Below are 518 nucleotides of genomic sequence, written 5' to 3'. Positions count from 1 at the left end.
CGCCCCGATGATGCTATCCCGGTTGTTGCCTTTTGGAAGCTGGAACCGATCCCGCGGGGATGCTACGAGGGCAACCCCACCTTGCAACAGGTTCGCGAAGGCCGTGCTACCTTACCTGCCCAACCACCTGCTGGGTTCCCGCTCACAAACGGCAAAAATGCGGATTGGGACACGCTGGTCAGCCGCCGCAGCATTTACACTCTGGTGGTGTACTACCTGCGCCGCAACTACAACAACGCCGGCAACCCAACAGGGGACACTCCCTGGGAAGGCAACGCGCGGATCGAGCGTTTTGAGTTACGCCCCCTCAACACTCAGGGTCAAAATGACTGCGCTGGGCGCAGCCCGTTCTTTGTTGAAGATCCCGATCCGTTCCGGGAAGGTTTCCTTGCGTGGCCTTCCGAGCAGGCCCGAGCACGCCAGATCCCCATTGCCAGCAGGGCGGATGGCCCCCGCCTGATAGCTCTGGTCTCCAACATCTTCAGCAGCCGGGAGGGGAGTCCGCAGGTTGCACCCGC

General features: G+C 61.8%; 1 pseudogene. It reads left to right on the top strand.

What is annotated here, in order from left to right:
* Positions 1 to 81: 81 nt before the first annotated feature.
* Positions 82 to 518, top strand: a pseudogene (locus NW827_RS10500) (PddD domain-containing protein); the annotation flags it as partial.

The organism is Synechococcus sp. H70.1, assembly GCF_047502705.1.
In the GTDB taxonomy this organism is placed as follows: domain Bacteria; phylum Cyanobacteriota; class Cyanobacteriia; order Thermostichales; family Thermostichaceae; genus Thermostichus.
This window is presented reverse-complemented; position numbering and strand designations above follow the sequence as displayed.